Raw genomic sequence first — 17,562 nt, 5'->3', positions numbered from 1 at the left:
CCTAATTTTGGGTTTGTTTTTTCAACCTCGGATGCAAGTAAGCCAACAAGGGCTACGCATCCAAAGCTGTGAATTTTATATGCAAACTATTTTAAAATAGAGAGCTGCGTATTTGAGATTTTTTGTGTTTCACGAACAGATGCAGTAGCCCCTGTACGCGTTAATTCTTTAATACCATATGGTCGAATTAGTTCAATAAAGGCATCAATCTTATCTGGATCGCCTACTACTTGATATGTGACAACATTCTTTGCTGTATCAATAATTTGAGGACGGAATGGTTCAACTATTGAATTCATTTCCAGTCGTAAGTTTGGTGGTGAAATTACCTTCACAAGCGCTAATTCGCGTAGCACGATTGATTTATCTGTAATGTCATTGACCTTTAACACATCAATTTGCTTCGATAATTGCTTCACTAGCTGTTCAATTTTACGCTCATCCTCAACGTTGACAACAAAAGTCATTTTCGAAAAGTTTGGCTGTTCTGTATGACCAACTGTGATTGATTCAATATTAAATTGACGCTTCATAAGTAAGCCTGTTACGCGATTTAACACACCGCTTTGGTTAATCACTGTTACTGTAATTACTCGTTTCAATTCTTTTTCACCCCAATCATTTCATGTAAGCCTTTGCCTGGTGCTACCATTGGATAAACACATTGAAGCTGTTTAACACGACAATCGATTAGCGCAGGCTCATTAGAAAGTAGTGCTTCGCGGAAAATACTTTCCGCTTCATCGATTGTGTTAATTCGGTAGCCCTTAAGACCATATGCATCTGCTAATTTAACAAAATCTGGTTGAATCGGCATTAATGAAGATGAATAACGCTCCTCATAGAATGTTTCTTGCCATTGGCGTACCATTCCTAGACAGCTATTATTTAAAATCACTATCTTTACCGGTAAGTTGAATTCTTGTAGTATAGAAAGCTCTTGTGCAGTCATTTGGAATCCTGCATCCCCTACAATGGAAACAACTTTTTTGTCTGGCTTCGCAAACTGGGCGCCAATTGCAGCTGGGAAGCCGAAGCCCATCGTACCAAGTCCACCAGACGTTACCCATCCGTGATCATTGTTTAAGCGATAATATTGTGCAGCCCACATTTGATGCTGACCAACATCTGTAGTCACAATTGCGTCACCTTCTGTAATTTTATGCACAAGCTCTAATGCTTCCTGCGGTAAAACTTCTTTGTCCGCTGACTCCTTGCTGTACCATAATGGATATTCTTTTGCATGATTATTTAAGAACGCTAGCCATTCTGTTGTATCTGGGCCATCGAAGTCCTTTTTCAATAATGCTTTTAATGCTTCTTTAGCATCTGCAACGATTGGAATATCTGTCGGCACGTTTTTTCCAATTTCCGCTGGATCGATATCGATGTGTATGATTGTTGCATTTGGAGCAAATGTTGCTAAATTACCAGTTAGACGGTCATCAAAGCGAGCTCCAATATTCAACAATAAATCTGATTTTGTAATAGCTGTGTTCGACGTTGCAGTTCCATGCATTCCTGCCATACCGAGGAATAATTCATGCTCTCCATGAATTGAACCAAGTCCTAATAAAGTGTTTGCTACTGGAATTCGATATTTTTCAGCGAATGCAGTTAACTCTTCTTTAGCATCTGCAAAGAGGACACCAGCTCCAGCTAAAATGACTGGATTTTTGGCCAGTGAAATCGCCTGAATTGCTTTTTGAACTTGTAAATAATTCGGTTTATATGTTGGTTGATAACCCGGTAAATATATTTCGTCAGGAGCCTGTGGTGGATTCTCCACATCAAATAACATTTGAGAAACGTTTTTCGGGAAATCCACTACAACAGGACCCTTTCGACCCGTGCTTGCAATATGGAAAGCCTCTTTAACAATACGCGGGATATCATTAACATCTTGTACCTGATAATTGTGCTTCGTAATTGGTGTCGTAATTCCCATAATATCCGCTTCTTGGAAAGCATCTGTCCCAATCACTGATGTTGAAACTTGACCTGTGAATACAACTAATGGGATGGAATCAATCATCGCATCAGCAATACCAGTTACTAAGTTTGTTGCCCCTGGGCCGCTTGTTGCAATAACAACACCAGTTTTATTAGAAACACGCGCATAACCTTCTGCTGCATGGATTGCGCCTTGTTCATGTCTAGTTAAAATATGTCGGATCGGATTTTTATACATTGCATCATAAATTGGTAGTACTGCTCCACCTGGATAACCAAAAACAATTTCAACACCTTGTTCATGCAGTGCTTGCACTAATACGTCAGCACCATCTTTCGCTTGATAGGTTTGTTCAACTTTTGCTGTTGTTGCTAATTCTTCTTTCTCATTGATAGAAACATTCGTACTCATCAATTATGCCTCCTTCTTATCATTCAATTTCACATCAGTAATGCGCATCATTGAAGTGTTACAAGCTGGTTATCTCCTTGAAAAGAGACGACAGACTCTTTGTAACGTCCTAAAAAAATAAAAAGCCTTTTTCTCCACACGCAAAGAATTACCTTACGTAGGGATGAAAAAGACTTTCCATGGTACCACCCTTTTTTATAGCAAATAATTGCTACCTTGTGAATAAATATAAGCATTTATGCACCAATGCGAAATCATTCGCATCCAATACGGCGTCATAAATTATTTATTCATTAATAACGAGCACTTTCGATTATGCCCGGAGCTATCTAATGGCGAACACGCGTTTAATAGCTCACTCAGAGGGGATGTCGGATCTAGTTGTATTGCCGGCTTCCAGCACGACCGGCTCTCTGGTAATACAAGGCTCTAGAACCTTTAACCTCATCAACGCTTTAACTTTTTAAATTTTCATAACGCCACCTGTAGAGGCGCTTGTTACTAATTTTGAATATCTTGCTAGCCAACCGCGCTTAATTTTCGGTTCAAATACCGGTAGTTTTGCACGACGTTCAGCTAATACTTCATCTGAAACTTCTAAATTGATAGTACGGTTTGGTAGATCAATTGTGATAATGTCACCGTTCTCTACTAAAGCGATTGGACCGCCTTCAGCTGCCTCTGGTGAAATATGTCCAATTGAAATACCACGAGATGCACCTGAGAAACGTCCATCTGTGATTAACGCAACCTTTGTACCAAGACCACGACCTTGAATCGCAGACGTTGGTGCAAGCATTTCAGGCATCCCTGGGCCACCTTTTGGTCCTTCGTAGCGAATGACGACTACATGCCCCTCTTTAACTGTCCCGTTATCGATATTTTCCTGTGCCGCTTCTTGTGATTCGAAGACGATTGCTTCGCCTCTGAATACTTTGATAGAAGGGTCTACAGCTCCTACTTTAATAACAGAACCATCTGGCGCAATATTTCCAAATAACACGGATAATCCACCAACTGGACTATACGGATTATCTTTCGTTCGAATAACTTCAGCATTTGTAATATGATAATCTTTTACAAGCTCACCCATTGATACTCCTGCTACTGTTTGTCGATCTGGGTGAATGGCACCTGAAATAGATGCTAATTCATTAATAATGGCACTTACGCCACCTGCTTTATTAATATCATCCATTGAAATATCTGAAGCAGGCATAATTTTCGCTAGATATGGCACACGCTCTGCAACTTTATTAATATCTTCAATGTTATAATCGATTTCAGCTTCATTTGCGATTGCTAATGTATGGAGGACTGTATTTGTCGAACCACCCATCGCCATATCAAGTGCAAATGCATCATCAATTGCTTCTTTAGTAATAATGTCACGAGGTTTGATGTCCTCTTTAATCATACGGACTAATTGTTTAGCAGCTTCTTTAATAAGCATATGACGCTCTTCAGAAGTAGCTACGATTGTTCCATTACCTGGTAAAGCTACTCCTAGCATTTCCATTAAGCAGTTCATAGAGTTTGCAGTAAACATTCCTGAACATGAACCACATGTTGGGCATGCATTGTTTTCAATATCTAACAGCTCTTCAGCTGACATTTTGCCTGATTTATGAGCCCCTACACCTTCAAAAACGGATGTTAATGAAAGTTGCTTGCCAGTAGCAGAAGTACCTGCCTCCATTGGGCCACCAGATACGAAAATTGACGGTACATTAGTACGAACTGCTGCCATTAACATTCCAGGTGTGATTTTGTCACAGTTAGGAATATAAAATACTCCGTCGAACCAGTGTGCATTAATAACTGTTTCCGCAGAATCTGCGATAATTTCACGACTCGGTAAAGAGTAACGCATACCGATATGCCCCATTGCAATGCCATCATCGACACCGATTGTATTAAATTCGAATGGAATTCCACCCGCTTCAATAATGGCCTCTTTGACAACATCAGCAAATGTACGTAAATGAACGTGACCTGGTATAATGTCGATATAAGAATTACAAACCCCTATAAATGGCTTGCCTAAATCTTTCGCTTTTACTTTGCCTGTTGCATATAAAAGACTTCGATGCGGCGCACGATCTACGCCTACTTTAATCATGTCACTTCTCATTTTAAACGCCCCTCATTTATTGCTATGTTCGTTGCTATATACGAAATGTTCTGTCTATTTCGTTTTTGCGTATATGTTAATCTCCTAGAAGATTACTAACTGCTGTAACGAACGTGTTAAATTGTTGTTATCATAGTACGAAAAAAAGCTCTAGTCAACAGTATTTTTAGAATTGTTTGAACAATTTAAATAATACACAAAATTTGAAATCGTTTTCATGCTGATTAAGCATCACTTTTATCTCGCTTTGGAGAATATTTTGACATTTCGTTCAAATTTTAATTTTTTTAATAATCTCTCAACAGTTTTTCCAAATCCTCCAAAAATATGGCATAGCTATTTCCTTACAATGTAAATAATTTTCTTAAGTACCCTGTCAAAAACACATGATCAGGATCGTATTGACTGCGAACGGCTAAAAATTTCTCGATATCCGGGTATAGTTCGTAGACATATTTAGCGGTTAAATGACTTAGCTTGCCCCAATGCGGTCGTCCTTTATATTTCTTCATCATCGTATGGACCCATTCAAAATAAGGCTCTTCCTGCATTCCTTTATACATATGAAAGGCAATAAATGCTGATTCTTGCCCTTGGGTAGGACTTAAAAAACCTGCTTCCCCTGCAGTCGTCCGACATTCTAACGGAAAATGTACATCAAAAACCCCACTTTTAAAGGTAGCGTGGATTTCCTCCATACATGCCTTAAATTGTGCTAATGGAATAGCATATTCACTCTCTTGGAACTTTACGCTACGTGGAGACGGGTAAATTTCATAGCTTATCCCCGTCTTCTCCCCCTCCACAACATTGGCTGCTGCTAATTTACTCATAGCGCCACTTAATGAAGGCTTCCATTTGCAAAGCTCAGACATCGCAAAAAAAGCACCGTTCTCTACTATTTGAAGCTTCAATGTTTCGATTCTCTTATTCCAATTACTCTGATAAACAGGCGCTATAGCGTTCATACGCTTCACTTGAATGGTTTCACTACCCGGAAAATAAAACCACTCAACATGTCGATTTTGTCGAATATCTTCAGCAAATATCGCCAGCCCATTTTCTAACGTATCTCTTGTACTTATATAATGTAAGCTATATAGAGGTATCACCTTAATCGTTACTTCCACAAGCACACCCAGCATACCTAGTGAAACGTGCAAAGCTTCAGATAAATCATCCATTTCTCTCATATGCTCCCTATAAGTACCTGTACCATCTACAAAACCCCATCTTGTTACTGCAGAGGATACCGAACCGAGTGTTACACCTGTTCCATGAGTACCCGTTGACACTGCTCCTGCAATCGTCTGTTCTTGAATATCTCCCATATTTATAAGGGCAAATCCATGCTTCGCAAGCAATGGACCTATTTCATATAAATACGTTCCGCCCCAAAGTGTCGCCTCTTGCTTCTCTTCATTTACAGCTATGAGCCCACGCATATTATGTAAAGAAAGTGCTATATGCTCAGGCATAGCAACGGCGCTAAAGGAGTGAGCTGCACCTGTGACACGAATCGTTTTTCCTGATTCACGTGCATGCTTCACGATTTTCGTAACCTCTTCAATAGATTGAGGCAAGTACATTTCAGACGGATACGAGATGACATTACCTGCCCAGTTTGTCCACTTCTCACCATTTTTCCACCTATCTATAGAAAACATTGACCATCCCCCCTATAGGTTGAATAAGCTCCTACATACTTGTCTCCTCTAATCCCATGTAGTTGTTGAAATCTTTCACAAAGTTCCCCAGCCTTCGCATGTCGAAAATATAGCGTGTCCCCTATGTTAACTTTTTTACGCTTTACTTTAACGGGTGTTTGAACTTCTCCTGCTCCTTCTAGACTAAGATATGAAAAAAAGGTAGGCTCATAGAATACCGGTAATCGATCAGCACTAATTGCCCCAGATGCCGTATAACCTCCACCATGGCAAACAACAATATTTTTTTCTGGCTTCCTTGTTACACGTAAAGCAAACCCAGCTGCCTTTTCTAGCTGTAGATGTGTAAATTGGTCAAACAAAGCTGGTGCATAAAATGCAGAGCCAACTGTCATTTCTGTTACTTCCTTCTGTTGTGCCGTGTAAGCCATACTTCCTGAACCACCACCATTTACAAAGTGCAAGCTCGGAAAATACGCTTTAATATGCGCGATTGCTAATCTACGAAACTGGGTAACTTGCTTTTTAGCTTGCAATTGCATTACTTCAATTAGTTTTCCTTTAACAGCATTGGCTGGACGATTACCGACTCCTGCAATTTGAGCCTCATAGCCCATCGCTCCAACAACCTCAATAAATGCTTGATTTTTAATATATTCGAGGAATGGTGTAAGTGAATCAAGTGAATGGAGCGAAGAGCGTTTCGTACCAAAATAAAGCAGCTTAAAATCAATGGATACATTAATATCAATACATACTTGCACACGAACACCTAGTTCTTGCCCTAGCTTCGCCAAAAATTTAACATGTTCCCGCTTATCCACCATAAAAGTGACAGTTTTCCCCACCTTTACGAAATGTAATAACTGACGAACAGCAGCTTCTTCCATCACCGGATATCCTAGTAATAAATCATCAAAATGCTGTTGCAGTAAAAATATTGTTTCTGCCGCTGTAAACGTCATAAATCCCGTCACATTGGGTAGATTTTTTTGTAAATATCGTAATATCTCCACAGAGCGGACTGATTTCGTTGCAATACGTATATTTTTTTCTCCACAAGCGTTGTGTACGGTTGAAATATTGTGATCCAATGCATCAAAGTCCAACCAAGCAAATGGACGCTCTAGTTCATGAAACGCGTGATCAAATCTAGTGGTCATGCTATCATTCCTTTATTTGTACTTTGTCTTTGATATTCATGGTAAAAATTATATTTAGACAATAAAAAACAACCGTGGACATGTAATCAAATTTGCCTTCACGGTTGTTTTTAATAATGGACAAGCATTTAACTCACCTTTCTATTATTTTAAGAGATTACGAGGACAATATGAAATCCGCTGCTAAATTTAACAATACTAGCAGATGTAAACCTGCAATAAGTAATCCTTGGCGATTTAAACGTTTCATAGCTGTCATATTCATATAGACCACTCTCCTTTTTTTCACATTATACTCTCAGAAAAATCAATTTTCAAACTATTCGTAATATTAAAATCGAATCATTTTTCTGACAAACAGGCCCAAATATGGCATGATAAAAGTGAAATTATACCTATAGGGAGAGTGAAAAGGTTGAAAAAGGCTTTATTAGTCATTGATTACACGTATGATTTTGTCGCTTCTGATGGAAAACTAACTTGTGGAGAGCCCGGTCAAGCATTATATAAAAAAATTTCATCCTTAATTCAAAAATTTATTACTGAAAACGAATTTGTCGTTTTTGCGAATGATTTACATGAGGAAGATGATCCGTTCCATCCTGAAACAAAGCTATTTCCTCCTCATAATATTCGCGGCACTAAAGGACGTCATTTATTTGGGCAAGTTGGCGAAATTTATAACCTTCACAAGGATAAAGTTTTGTGGCTCGATAAAACTCGCTATAGCGCATTTGCCGGAACCAATTTATCGATTTTATTGAATGAGCGAGGAATCAAAGAAATTCATTTAGTTGGCGTTTGTACTGATATTTGTATTTTACATACAGCAGTTGATGCTTATAATTTGGGCATTTCAACAGTTGTTTATGCAGATGGTGTTGCAAGTTTTGATGCTGCAGGTCATGAATGGGCATTACGCCATTTTGAACATACATTAGGCGCAACAGTTGTTAAGTAATTAATTTCGCCTTCCACCTGGCGGGAATCTTCTGTATGTCGCTACACATTCGGTACAAAAAACAATGCTGAATGAAAAACATTATCGTGAATTTGTAATAATTACTAAAGAAACGAGACGCGGTTAATTTACTTCATTCAGGGCATAACTAAGCAATCGCCATTATATCTTAATTTTAAGGAGATGAAAAAAATGATTAGCTTCATTTGGTATTTAATCATCGGCGGAGTATTAGGTTGGTTAGCTGGCGTAATTTTAGGTAAAGATGTACCTGGTGGCATTATCGGAAATATTGTTGCAGGGGTTGTCGGTTCTTGGGTCGGTAGTATGATTCTTGGCAACTGGGGTTGGCGAGTTAGTAACTTTTACGTATTCCCAGCATTAATCGGTGCGGTCGTATTGATCTTCATCGTAAGCATTATTCTAAAAAGTATGCGAAAAGCAACCTGAATATGTAATAAAGAGCCATCATTATTTTGATGGCTCTTTATTTGTTATTGAAAAAAATTGTGTCCATAAAAATGGCTCTTAGCAAATGAGTGGTTGATTTCCGTTCCGACTGGGACGCTTTGTTGCTGACGCTACGCTTTCGCACAGAGCAGAGCTTCCTAGGGGCGTCCGATGAGCCGCTTCACTCGCGCTGCTCGCTCCAGGGTCTCGGGCCAACACGATGTTGGTCACGAAGGCGTTATCACAGGACGTGATGGTTTTAGCCTTCGTTCCCCTATTGCTAATCCCCACGGAGTCGCCCAGTCTCCACTCCAATCAACATTCATAAATCTTCTAGTAAGGCACCTAATTTTTGGTAGAAAAGCGTTTTTCATGCAAAAATAAAGCGCCATTTACTTTTCTTTATACAGGATTGCTTCCTTTAGCTCATCATGATAGTCATTATACAAATTGAAATAATATAATACCTTTTTCACATATTCATCACTGTGATTGTACGTAAAAACAGCTTGCTTTATATGACCATCCGCTGCACCATTTTTCGATAAATAATTCGCGGCACTAAAGATAGCATCCTCAATATTATAAGGATCTGCTATGCCATCTCCATTAGCATCTACACCATATCCTCCATATTTTTTAATGGATTCTGGATTCATTAATTCAGTCTTAGATATATCCCCTTTTCCTAAACCCGAGCAGGAAGGATGTTGCCAGCCGACAAAAGTACAAGGCATAAATTGCATAGGTCCTTCTGCGCCAGCTGGTGAAACGAGCGACTTCATTGAGGAAAATCGTGTTTCAATTCGATGATGGGCGGCAAGTAAAGTCCAAGGTACGCCGTATTTCTCTTCTGCTGCTACATAGATCGGAATATATTGCTCAGGAATTTTCATATCGAAATTTTGTTGAATTTCTTCTAGTGCTTTTTCCCGTGCTAATTTTTCAAATATAGGTAATGTTTGTAGCTCCTTCCATGCAAAAAAAGCGAAAACACAAACAGTTATCGCTATTGGTATTAATAAAGCTATCATGCCTAATTTAGCGGAATGCGATAGCATCAGTTTTTTCTTCTTTTTTTTCGCCATATGTCACACCTAATCTTTTATTCTATTTCTATATTACCAAAATTTTCGATTATATAGCAGATTTTTTCAGTATATAATTACCACTACTTGAATAGTTGAAAAGGAAGGGGAAAATATAGTAAAATATAATTCGATTATTTTAGATGGATAATAATAATAGGAGGAATTTGGTTTTGTGGAAAGACTTTAAAGAATTTGCTATGAAAGGTAATATTGTCGATCTAGCAGTAGCCGTAGTAATTGGTGGTGCTTTCGGTAAAATTGTTACCTCTTTAGTTGAAAATATCATTATGCCATTAGTTGGTGTCTTAACTGGTGGTATTGATTTAACAGAAAGTTTTAAGTATGGCTCAGGTGACGCTCAAATAAAATTAGGCGTATTTTTACAGTCAATTCTTGACTTTTTAATAATCGCATTTGCAATTTTCATGGCATTACGAATTATGACTAAGCTAACTCGTAAAAAAGAAGAGGCTGCTGTGGAAGAATCAACACCAGAATTAGATACTAAAGAAGAGCTTCTAAAAGAAATTCGCGATTTATTAAAAAAAGAACAAGCTTAAATTATTAAAAAAGAATCTGTCTATTTCCCGCGGATAAGCCGCGGTAATAGACAGATTCTTTTTTCTTTAAGGACGCAAATTCCATGGTTCAAATACGCCTACGTGTTTTTTCGGTATTTCTTGTTCTATTGCATCAATAATGCCTTGGGCAATTTCGCTATTTGTTAGCCATCTTGAAGAGTTGTTGTCTTCTATAATAAATCCAAGTTTCACCTCTCTATAATTTATATTAGAAGGTATATAACTTTTTGTACTATCATTATTTATGTAAGCACTACTCCATTTAATATGGTATAAAACCACATTTTTTGAGTTGGGAATTGCTTGGAAAAGCGACTCCCAAACTCTTGTATCAGAGCCATCAATCCAAGCAATAATACAATCAAACGAACCATGTGTTTCTTGAGAATCCATTAACGCCGTTTTAAAGCTATTATAGTTCGTATAATCAACTATTAACTGTGACAATTCCGAAGAATATTTAGCTTCATTTATCAAACTTTGCATTTTCTTTCGTTGTCTCCCGATAACAGTTACATAATTACCTTGCTGTATAAGCCATAAAGAAACATCCTTTAGCATTCCTGTTCCGCCTATTACTAACTAATGTTTCATCGTTTCTTCCTTCCTTTCATATTTCCTACTATCCCTAGATGATTTAATTTAAACAATCTCGCTAATTTTCTGAAATTATCTTGTTCTTCTTTAGTATACATGTTAAATTGGTAACAATTATTTAGAATATGGGGAAATGAAGGTCTAATTGACTCCCCTTTTATTATGATGAAGAAAAGAGTGACGACATGACAAACAGCAGAAGTATTGAAACAAAACTAGTACAACTTGGGAATTTAAGTGATCCTAGAACAGGCGCTGTCAGCCCTCCTATCCATTTATCGACAGCTTACAAACATACAGGTATCGGAGAATCCACTGGTTTTGATTATGCACGTACAAAAAATCCAACTCGTGCTCTATTAGAAGAAGGAATTGCAGATTTAGAGGGTGGAGATGCTGGCTTTGCCTGTAGCTCTGGGATGGCTGCTATTCAATTAGTTCTATCATTGTTTAAGCCAGGTGATGAATTAGTGGTGCCTGATGATTTATATGGTGGTACATATCGACTTTTTAATTTCTTTGAAGAAACATATAATATTAAGCCTGTTTACTCAAAATTTGAATCAGTTGAACAGGTAGAAGCATTAATTAACGGCAATACGCGTGCTCTATTTATTGAAACACCAACAAATCCGCTTATGCAGGAATTTGATTTGCAAGTATATGCTGAATTAGCTCATAAGCATGGAGCATGGTTAATTGTAGATAATACGTTCTATACACCATATTTCCAACGTCCAATAGAATTAGGTGCAGACATTGTCATTCATTCGGCTACAAAATATATCGGTGGTCATAATGATGTGTTAGCTGGTTTAGTTGTCGCTAAGGGTGCCGAACTAGCAGAACGCATTGGCTATATTCATAATGGTAGCGGTATGGTTTTAGGAGCGATGGATTCCTGGTTACTTATTCGCGGATTAAAAACAATGCATCTTCGATTAAAGCAGCACGATGCGAACGCCAAAGCAATTGCCGCATATTTAGAGGAAGAAGAGCTTGTAACAGACGTGCTCTACACAGGAAAAGGTGGCATGCTTTCATTCCGCTTGGAAAAGGCTGAGTGGATTGACCCATTCCTTCGAAACTTGAAGCTAATAACTTTTGCTGAAAGCCTTGGTGGTGTTGAAAGCTTTATTACGTATCCTGCTACTCAAACACATGCAGACATGCCTTATGAGGAGCGTATTGAACGTGGTGTTTGTGACCGATTACTACGCTTTTCTGTTGGCGTTGAAGAGGCTGAAGATTTAATAGCGGATTTAAAACAAGTATTCGATATCCTTAGAAAAGAGGTTAAAAATGAAGCAGCATATTGAAACAAACCTAATTCACGCAGGTGTCCGTGACGGCTATGAAAATAAAAAAGGTGCAGTCAATGTGCCTATGTATTTATCATCTACTTTCCATCAGGAGAGTATCGATGAATTCGGTGAATATGATTATGCACGTTCTGGCAATCCTACGCGGGATGCATTAGAAAAAGCAGTCGCTGAGCTCGAAGGCGGAGTATGGGCTCATGCATTTTCCTCTGGGATTGCTGCTGTATCTGCAGCATTAATGCTATTATCTCAGGGAGATCATATTGTCATTACGGAGGATGTTTATGGTGGAACATACCGCTTCGTCTCCAAAGTATTACCACGCTTCGGTATTTCTCATACTTTCGTTGATTTCACGGATTTAGCAGCGGTAGAAGCAGCCATTACACCAGCTACAAAGCTACTTTATATGGAAACACCGTCAAATCCAACACTTGGCATCACAGATATTCGCGGAGTAGTAGCACTTGCCAAGCAACATAATTGCTTAACGTTTTTAGACAATACGTTTATGACACCTTTACATCAACGTCCTCTTGAGCTAGGTGTCGATGTTGTTATTCATAGTGCTACAAAGTTTTTATCTGGGCACTCTGATATTATCGCGGGCTTGACAGTCACAGCTGACGAGAAGCTTGGTCAGGATCTATACTTTATCCAAAATTCATTTGGCAATATATTAGGTGTACAGGACTGCTTTACTCTATTGCAAAATATTAAAACAACAGATGTGCGTTTTAGTCGTTCTGCTGAATCGGCACAAAAGATTGCGGAGTTTTTAGCTACAAATTCCCTTGTCGAGCAAGTATACTATCCGGGGCTTGCATCACATCCTGGTTATGAGATTCATCATAGTCAATCAACTAGTGCAGGTGCAGTACTATCCTTCCGCCTACCAAGCTATGAAGCTGCAAAAGCGCTAGTAGAAGCGATGAAAATTCCAGTTTTCGCTGTCTCTCTTGGTGGCGTTGAATCGATTTTATCCTACCCTGCTAAAATGAGTCATGCAGCAATGGAGCCTGAGGAGCGTGCAAAACGTGGTATTACTGATGGACTATTACGTTTCTCAGTAGGACTTGAGCATGTTGACGATCTGATCGCCGATTTCGCGCAAGCATTAGAAGTGATTGCTGCAAAGGCTATATAAACAACAAAACAACCGCGTTACCTATTTACGGAAACGCGGTTTTCTTCATTAAATGTACCTTCTATATGTTTATGCTTAACAATCAGTTGTTCACACGAGCTAGTACTCGATATAAATAATCTCCATGGCCCTTAGCTAATGTTACTTCTTGTTCATCTGTTATCCAGTAAAATGAAAACTCTAAGCCTGCCTCATTAACACCTGTCGGACAATGCTTCCAAGAATCTTGTTTTTCATTTGTCGTTAAATGATAAAAATAGCGTTTTTGTAATAGTCCTGAATGATGATTAAAATAATCCTGGGCAATTAACCCCTTTACTTCTAAATAGGATAAACCTGTCTCTTCAAACATCTCTCGTATTACTGCCTCTAGCGGCGTTTCCCCTTCCTCTACCGTGCCTTTAGGAATTTGAATTCCTGCTCCTTCTGTATTTTGCTCAAATACTAGCACTTGTAACTGACCCTCATGCTCTCTCGTAATATAGCCAAATGCCTTTTCAACAACTTGCATGAAGTCATCCCCTTTCGCGCGATTTAATGTTACAATAAATAGAAAAATTGGAATTGCAGGTGAAAAGTATTGATATCAATTATACGGCATATGCAAAAGAATGACATCATTTTTGTGCAAGAAATTGCCAAAAAGAGTTGGCATCAAACATACAAAGGAATTATCCCAAATGAGATTCAAGATCGTTTTTTAGAAGCTGCTTATAGTAGTGATCGATTACTAAGTCGTTTAGAAAAAAGTTTATTTTTAGTTGCTATACTTGAAGAATCAATAGTAGGCTTCGCAAATTTTTCAAATGTTGTAGATGGTGAAGCAGAACTTTACTCAATATATTTACTTCCTGAAACACAGGCCAAAGGAATTGGTACAGCCCTATTACAGGAAGGAATCAAAATGCTTCCAGATTTAACAACACTTTTAGTTTGTGTAGAAAAGGAAAATACGATTGGCATGAACTTTTATCAAGCGAAGGGCTTCAAGAAATTGGAGGAGTTTGATGAGTTATTTGATGGTCATTTATTAAAAACAGTTAAACTTAGCTTAAAAATAACTACTTAGTGTAACGGAGCTATAACTTACTCCGTTACACATTTTTTATGTAATCTATGCAAGATTGATTTGCTCGGATTGGATGACAAGTGCTGTTAACCCTGAATTACTCCCAGATTCATGTGCTTCTCCTGTTTGCCAAAGAACACCTTCTCCAGCTTTTATAAATACTTTCTCTTGATCCTCACCGCAAACCCATCCTTCACCCTGAATCACAATAAATAACTGTAGGACAGGCGCCTCATGCATCCCAACAACACCACCAGGCTCTATGTACATGAAGCCAATATTTGTAGGCTCCTCCGTTTTCATGATTTTCGTATAAAAAGCATCTATCGATTGATAATTATTAATTTGATTGGCCAATTCTTGTGTGAAATTATATATTTTCATGTCAGCATAGTTCCTTTTCAAACTTTTAATACCATCCTGTACATTAAAACATCATCTATATATTCATTGTCATGTAGTTTAATTTCATTTATTTTTCTTCCTTCTTCAACAAATCCCATCTTTTTATAGAGCGAAATAGCCCTTTCGTTTGTTGAAAATACGCCAAGACTAATTTTTTCAATATAAGGGTTGTTCTCTGCCCATTCTAGTAATTTTTCAATTAAGAGTTTCCCAATCCCTAGACCACGATATTTATTAAGCACCATCATGCCAAAGGTACCTGTATGTGCTAATCGTTTTCTTTGTGGCGATTGAAATACAAGCCAACCAACTATTTCTTCTTGATATTGTGCGATAAAAATTGTTTCTCGTTCATTTGTTATTTTCGCTTGTATCCATTCTCTTTGCTCATTTATCGTTTGCTTAAATTCTTCTACTGTAGTGATTAAGTAAGTTTCTTCTGCTAACACTTCTTTCTGGATTTCTAGCATAGTTGCTGCATCCTCTTCGATAGCAACGCGAATTTTAATTTGTTGTTCCATTTCTCTCCTCCTTTAAAAGCACTGTAACACGACCCATGCTTTATCAAATTGTTTATTTTTACAATCTTCCTCACGAACCCAGAAGTACAATCTGCCACTATCGCCCCACATAAACCCTAGATCATCCTCCGAATCAATTTGGAGTAATAATCGCCAATCAGTTGCTCCTGCCTCTAATTCCTTTCGTAAAGGATCGCTATATCCTGTTGAGTCACCACAATATAAACCATTTGTTACCAGTTGACATTCCAAATACATGTCACCTTGAATCGCATCTGGATAACCGTTTATGCGGTGAGTAGTCCTAGACGAATCATCCTCCTCCATCCACTCGTATTCAAAATCCCTATAGCTATCAGCCTCCTCTTCATTTAATATTTCTTGTAAATACATCGAGTATGGCGAGTCCCATGATGGAAGTGTCAATTCATTTTCAAATTGTAGCGCCGCGCTGTCGATGTTACCATGCTCGTGTAATGATGCGGGAATCTCCATTCTATTCAGGCTACTAGTCTCTTGAGAGAAATAGAAAACGCTAAAGCCATCATGATCTTTCGGGTCGTATCCCCAAGGTTGCTCGACAGCATCATAGAAAAAGGATAGCACACCATCTGCAGGTAATAAGCTGTTTGTATCGTAAGGCTTGATTTCTATTAGATTTAGTTGGGCAAAGAAAATACAACGGTCTATTGTCGTTTGTATGTGGCCATAAGAAATCAGATGGTACATCCGGACAGCCACCAATTTTTGAGTTGCCAATCTGAATTTTTTCTTCAGGTATTTGACTTACCATCATTCGAATGGATTCCTTTGCGAGAGGTAATAATTCCTCCGCTTTATGTTCTAAGCCAAATTCCTTTAATCCCTTTTTTAGTTTTTCTACGTTGCTCATTTACTTTCCCCTCCCAAGATCCGTATTTTTTCCATATAGTCATTTTATCAAAACAAAAATAAAAAACCCATAAATTAACAATAAACAATATAAAAAAACCCAGAATATTTTCTGGGCTTGATGACACTTACTTTTCTAGCTGATTAAAACTGACGGGCTTTTGCTTCACTTCTCAAGATACGGTTATGGAGGGTAATCTCCGTTTCACCATTTACTTGAGATTTTGAGCGTTTAATCCTTGACCAGTTGCGGTGGATTTTTTGAGATTTTGGGTCTAATTGTTCGAACCTACTCATTTGCCATCCTCCTCATCAATATAGATTTCATAAGTGAAACCTTTTTTAGTATGACCTTGTAATAAAATATTATTCAGTTTTCTATTACCATTAATCCCAAACTTCTTGTAATGTACTTCTAAATAACGCATCTAATTTTTGTGTAGGATCATCGACTTTAACATAAAGATTTTTACAGTATGTCTCAATATGCATTATTTCTTTATCTAAATATTCATTAATACTGTCAATTCGTGGCTCCATATTTAGTTCATCACCAGCCATCTTTCTCTGCAAAAGTTGCTGAATTTCCGTTTTTAAAGGGCCTTCAGAAATTATTTCATTTAATAATTCCTGAAAATCAATTGGTGGAACCGTATTTTTTTGTTCTATCCATTTACATGCTAAGATTGGTCTGAGGACATAGAAATATTTTTTTATTTTTACTTCTGAGCCCTGTAAATACTCACGATAATTGTTTTTTGCCATATTTAAATAGTGATATAAGCTTGCATTTGGATAAAATACTTCTTTTTCTAATGAACGTACATTGTCAATAAATGAATATTGTTGGTCATAAATAATATTGCTTCGTAACCATTCTAAAAGAGGTGGATTACTTTTGCGGAATAGCCTTAATGCTTTTGTTATTTCCCAACCACTAATATCCAACAAATCATTAATCGGCACTTCTATGACATCCCTCTTCGCGCCAATTCCTTGAGGGTCGATTGAAAGATACCATTGAGGTTGATGAATATATATGAAACGAACATCATAATCACTATCCTTAGAAGGAAATCCCCAAGCACGACTACCCGATTCTACAGCATATAAAATTTTCACTTGATACTCATTTTCAATTTCTTTTAATTTACTTAGTATAATTTCCTTCATGTAATTACCACTTTCCAAGTTTAGT

The 17,562-nt window shown here is 37.8% G+C and carries 21 protein-coding genes; 7 read left to right on the top strand and 14 right to left on the bottom strand.

Going from position 1 to position 17,562, the window contains the following annotated elements; translation table 11 throughout:
* Positions 1–86 precede the first annotated feature (86 nt).
* The 5 genes from ilvN to ACYQ73_RS26015 form a co-directional block, all read right to left on the bottom strand.
* Entirely contained in the window at positions 87–602 is a 516-nt protein-coding gene (gene ilvN, locus ACYQ73_RS26035; RefSeq protein WP_049664470.1) for an acetolactate synthase small subunit, read from the bottom strand.
* On the bottom strand, positions 599–2,365 hold the full coding sequence (gene ilvB / locus ACYQ73_RS26030; protein WP_460015111.1) for a biosynthetic-type acetolactate synthase large subunit: 1,767 nt from the start codon (positions 2,363–2,365) through the stop codon (positions 599–601). Before ilvB ends, ilvN begins: the two co-directional genes overlap by 4 nt.
* A gap of 463 nt (positions 2,366–2,828) precedes the next feature.
* On the bottom strand, positions 2,829–4,499 hold the full coding sequence (ilvD, locus tag ACYQ73_RS26025; RefSeq protein WP_460015110.1) for a dihydroxy-acid dehydratase: 1,671 nt from the start codon (positions 4,497–4,499) through the stop codon (positions 2,829–2,831).
* Positions 4,500–4,843: 344 nt separating this feature from the next.
* Positions 4,844–6,166: a D-arabinono-1,4-lactone oxidase gene (locus ACYQ73_RS26020; RefSeq protein ID WP_460015109.1), complete on the bottom strand. Its 1,323-nt coding sequence runs from the start codon at positions 6,164–6,166 to the stop codon at positions 4,844–4,846.
* On the bottom strand, positions 6,154–7,329 hold the full coding sequence (locus ACYQ73_RS26015) for an amino acid deaminase/aldolase (RefSeq protein ID WP_460015108.1): 1,176 nt from the start codon (positions 7,327–7,329) through the stop codon (positions 6,154–6,156). The genes ACYQ73_RS26020 and ACYQ73_RS26015 overlap by 13 nt, the downstream gene beginning before the upstream one ends.
* A 415-nt stretch (positions 7,330–7,744) precedes the next feature.
* On the opposite strand from ACYQ73_RS26015, the gene ACYQ73_RS26010 reads away from it, so the two are divergent.
* From ACYQ73_RS26010 to ACYQ73_RS26000, 3 genes are all read left to right on the top strand, one after another.
* Positions 7,745–8,290: a cysteine hydrolase family protein gene (locus ACYQ73_RS26010; protein ID WP_460015107.1), complete on the top strand. Its 546-nt coding sequence runs from the start codon at positions 7,745–7,747 to the stop codon at positions 8,288–8,290.
* A gap of 192 nt (positions 8,291–8,482) precedes the next feature.
* A complete protein-coding gene (locus ACYQ73_RS26005) occupies positions 8,483–8,740 on the top strand; it encodes a GlsB/YeaQ/YmgE family stress response membrane protein (protein ID WP_460015106.1) in 258 nt (85 codons plus the stop codon).
* A gap of 171 nt (positions 8,741–8,911) precedes the next feature.
* Positions 8,912–9,124, top strand: a complete 213-nt coding sequence (locus tag ACYQ73_RS26000) for a hypothetical protein (RefSeq protein WP_460015105.1) — start codon at positions 8,912–8,914, stop codon at positions 9,122–9,124.
* An 8-nt stretch (positions 9,125–9,132) separates the two neighbouring features.
* Here the strand turns inward: ACYQ73_RS26000 and ACYQ73_RS25995 are convergent, their stop codons facing one another.
* Positions 9,133–9,828, bottom strand: a complete 696-nt coding sequence (locus ACYQ73_RS25995; RefSeq protein ID WP_460015104.1) for a lytic transglycosylase domain-containing protein — start codon at positions 9,826–9,828, stop codon at positions 9,133–9,135.
* Between the two features lie 173 nt (positions 9,829–10,001).
* Here ACYQ73_RS25995 and mscL point away from each other — a divergent pair, with 173 nt between their 5' ends.
* Entirely contained in the window at positions 10,002–10,391 is a 390-nt protein-coding gene (gene mscL, locus ACYQ73_RS25990) for a large conductance mechanosensitive channel protein MscL (RefSeq protein ID WP_460015103.1), read from the top strand.
* Between the two features lie 66 nt (positions 10,392–10,457).
* Here mscL and ACYQ73_RS25985 read toward each other — a convergent pair whose 3' ends face one another.
* A complete protein-coding gene (locus ACYQ73_RS25985) occupies positions 10,458–10,988 on the bottom strand; it encodes a Rossmann-fold NAD(P)-binding domain-containing protein (protein ID WP_460015155.1) in 531 nt (176 codons plus the stop codon).
* A 206-nt stretch (positions 10,989–11,194) separates the two neighbouring features.
* Here ACYQ73_RS25985 and ACYQ73_RS25980 point away from each other — a divergent pair, with 206 nt between their 5' ends.
* Positions 11,195–12,328, top strand: a complete 1,134-nt coding sequence (locus ACYQ73_RS25980) for a methionine biosynthesis PLP-dependent protein (RefSeq protein WP_460015102.1) — start codon at positions 11,195–11,197, stop codon at positions 12,326–12,328.
* Positions 12,312–13,478, top strand: coding sequence for a cystathionine beta-lyase (gene metC / locus ACYQ73_RS25975; RefSeq protein WP_460015101.1), 1,167 nt, complete (start codon positions 12,312–12,314; stop codon positions 13,476–13,478). The genes ACYQ73_RS25980 and metC overlap by 17 nt, the downstream gene beginning before the upstream one ends.
* An 82-nt stretch (positions 13,479–13,560) precedes the next feature.
* Here the strand turns inward: metC and ACYQ73_RS25970 are convergent, their stop codons facing one another.
* A complete protein-coding gene (locus tag ACYQ73_RS25970) occupies positions 13,561–13,989 on the bottom strand; it encodes an NUDIX hydrolase (protein ID WP_460015100.1) in 429 nt (142 codons plus the stop codon).
* A 90-nt stretch (positions 13,990–14,079) separates the two neighbouring features.
* On the opposite strand from ACYQ73_RS25970, the gene ACYQ73_RS25965 reads away from it, so the two are divergent.
* Positions 14,080–14,547, top strand: a complete 468-nt coding sequence (locus ACYQ73_RS25965) for an N-acetyltransferase family protein (RefSeq protein WP_460015099.1) — start codon at positions 14,080–14,082, stop codon at positions 14,545–14,547.
* A gap of 45 nt (positions 14,548–14,592) precedes the next feature.
* On the opposite strand, the gene ACYQ73_RS25960 is transcribed toward ACYQ73_RS25965, so the two are convergent.
* The 6 genes from ACYQ73_RS25960 to ACYQ73_RS25935 form a co-directional block, all read right to left on the bottom strand.
* Positions 14,593–14,931, bottom strand: coding sequence for a cupin domain-containing protein (locus tag ACYQ73_RS25960; protein WP_460015098.1), 339 nt, complete (start codon positions 14,929–14,931; stop codon positions 14,593–14,595).
* 17 nt (positions 14,932–14,948) lie between these two features.
* Entirely contained in the window at positions 14,949–15,473 is a 525-nt protein-coding gene (locus ACYQ73_RS25955; RefSeq protein WP_460015097.1) for an N-acetyltransferase family protein, read from the bottom strand.
* A gap of 12 nt (positions 15,474–15,485) precedes the next feature.
* A complete protein-coding gene (locus tag ACYQ73_RS25950; RefSeq protein WP_460015154.1) occupies positions 15,486–16,121 on the bottom strand; it encodes a YwqG family protein in 636 nt (211 codons plus the stop codon).
* Positions 16,060–16,365 carry a DUF1963 domain-containing protein gene (locus tag ACYQ73_RS25945; protein WP_460015096.1) on the bottom strand — a complete coding sequence of 102 codons (306 nt, stop codon included), beginning with the start codon at positions 16,363–16,365 and terminating at the stop codon, positions 16,060–16,062. The genes ACYQ73_RS25950 and ACYQ73_RS25945 overlap by 62 nt, the downstream gene beginning before the upstream one ends.
* A gap of 143 nt (positions 16,366–16,508) precedes the next feature.
* A complete protein-coding gene (locus tag ACYQ73_RS25940; RefSeq protein WP_082172689.1) occupies positions 16,509–16,661 on the bottom strand; it encodes a YpzG family protein in 153 nt (50 codons plus the stop codon).
* Between the two features lie 90 nt (positions 16,662–16,751).
* A complete protein-coding gene (locus tag ACYQ73_RS25935; RefSeq protein ID WP_460015095.1) occupies positions 16,752–17,537 on the bottom strand; it encodes a nucleotidyltransferase domain-containing protein in 786 nt (261 codons plus the stop codon).
* Positions 17,538–17,562: the final 25 nt, after the last annotated feature.

This window comes from Lysinibacillus sp. CTST325, from assembly GCF_054665055.1.
Note: the sequence above shows the minus strand (reverse complement) of the source record. Positions and strands in the feature narration are given on the sequence as shown.

Bases quoted from the DNA above. Each gene is read 5' to 3' on its own strand.
- ilvB (WP_460015111.1), bottom strand. From the start codon at position 2,365: ATGAGTACGAATGTTTCTATCAATGAGAAAGAAGAATTAGCAACAACA.
- ilvD (WP_460015110.1), bottom strand. From the start codon at position 4,499: ATGAGAAGTGACATGATTAAAGTAGGCGTAGATCGTGCGCCGCATCGA.
- ACYQ73_RS26020 (WP_460015109.1), bottom strand. From the start codon at position 6,166: ATGTTTTCTATAGATAGGTGGAAAAATGGTGAGAAGTGGACAAACTGG.
- ACYQ73_RS26015 (WP_460015108.1), bottom strand. From the start codon at position 7,329: ATGACCACTAGATTTGATCACGCGTTTCATGAACTAGAGCGTCCATTT.
- ACYQ73_RS26005 (WP_460015106.1), top strand. From the start codon at position 8,483: ATGATTAGCTTCATTTGGTATTTAATCATCGGCGGAGTATTAGGTTGG.
- ACYQ73_RS26000 (WP_460015105.1), top strand. From the start codon at position 8,912: ATGAGCCGCTTCACTCGCGCTGCTCGCTCCAGGGTCTCGGGCCAACAC.
- ACYQ73_RS25995 (WP_460015104.1), bottom strand. From the start codon at position 9,828: ATGGCGAAAAAAAAGAAGAAAAAACTGATGCTATCGCATTCCGCTAAA.
- ACYQ73_RS25980 (WP_460015102.1), top strand. From the start codon at position 11,195: ATGACAAACAGCAGAAGTATTGAAACAAAACTAGTACAACTTGGGAAT.
- metC (WP_460015101.1), top strand. From the start codon at position 12,312: ATGAAGCAGCATATTGAAACAAACCTAATTCACGCAGGTGTCCGTGAC.
- ACYQ73_RS25970 (WP_460015100.1), bottom strand. From the start codon at position 13,989: ATGCAAGTTGTTGAAAAGGCATTTGGCTATATTACGAGAGAGCATGAG.
- ACYQ73_RS25965 (WP_460015099.1), top strand. From the start codon at position 14,080: ATGCAAAAGAATGACATCATTTTTGTGCAAGAAATTGCCAAAAAGAGT.
- ACYQ73_RS25960 (WP_460015098.1), bottom strand. From the start codon at position 14,931: ATGAAAATATATAATTTCACACAAGAATTGGCCAATCAAATTAATAAT.
- ACYQ73_RS25955 (WP_460015097.1), bottom strand. From the start codon at position 15,473: ATGGAACAACAAATTAAAATTCGCGTTGCTATCGAAGAGGATGCAGCA.
- ACYQ73_RS25945 (WP_460015096.1), bottom strand. From the start codon at position 16,365: ATGAGCAACGTAGAAAAACTAAAAAAGGGATTAAAGGAATTTGGCTTA.
- ACYQ73_RS25940 (WP_082172689.1), bottom strand. From the start codon at position 16,661: ATGAGTAGGTTCGAACAATTAGACCCAAAATCTCAAAAAATCCACCGC.
- ACYQ73_RS25935 (WP_460015095.1), bottom strand. From the start codon at position 17,537: ATGAAGGAAATTATACTAAGTAAATTAAAAGAAATTGAAAATGAGTAT.